At 70.4% G+C, this 436-nt stretch carries 1 protein-coding gene; it reads right to left on the minus strand.

What is annotated here, in order from left to right; translation table 11 throughout:
* Positions 1 to 436: 4Fe-4S dicluster domain-containing protein (locus EKO23_RS24900; RefSeq protein WP_342773646.1), on the minus strand; the 436-nt coding region annotated here is incomplete at both ends.

Genomic DNA, 436 nt, shown 5'->3' on the forward strand with positions numbered 1-436 from the left:
ACCATCGGCATCGTGCGGTACTCCGGGTGCAGCGGCAGCGCCACTCGGTAGACCTTCGCCAGCGCGTAGACCGGCGACCGGCGGGCTGCGGCCATCCAGTCGTCGGGGATCCCCTGCTCGCGGGCGGCCCGGACCACGTCGGGGTCGTCGGGATCGAGCAGCAGGTCGAGCTGGGCCTCGTGCAGGTCCTGCGGGTCGGGCGTCGCAGCGGCCTCGGTGACCCGGTCGGCGTCGTACAGGAAGAGGCCGAGGTAGCGCAGCCGGCCGACGCAGGTCTCCGAGCAGACTGTGGGCAGCCCGACCTCGACCCGCGGGTAGCAGAACGTGCACTTCTCGGCCTTGCCGGACTTGTGGTTGAAGTAGATCTTCTTGTACGGGCAGCCGGTGATGCACTGCCGCCAGCCGCGGCACCGGTCCTGGTCGACCAGGACGATGC

The sequence above is a fragment of the Nocardioides guangzhouensis genome (assembly GCF_004519545.1).
Taxonomy (GTDB): domain Bacteria; phylum Actinomycetota; class Actinomycetes; order Propionibacteriales; family Nocardioidaceae; genus Nocardioides; species Nocardioides guangzhouensis.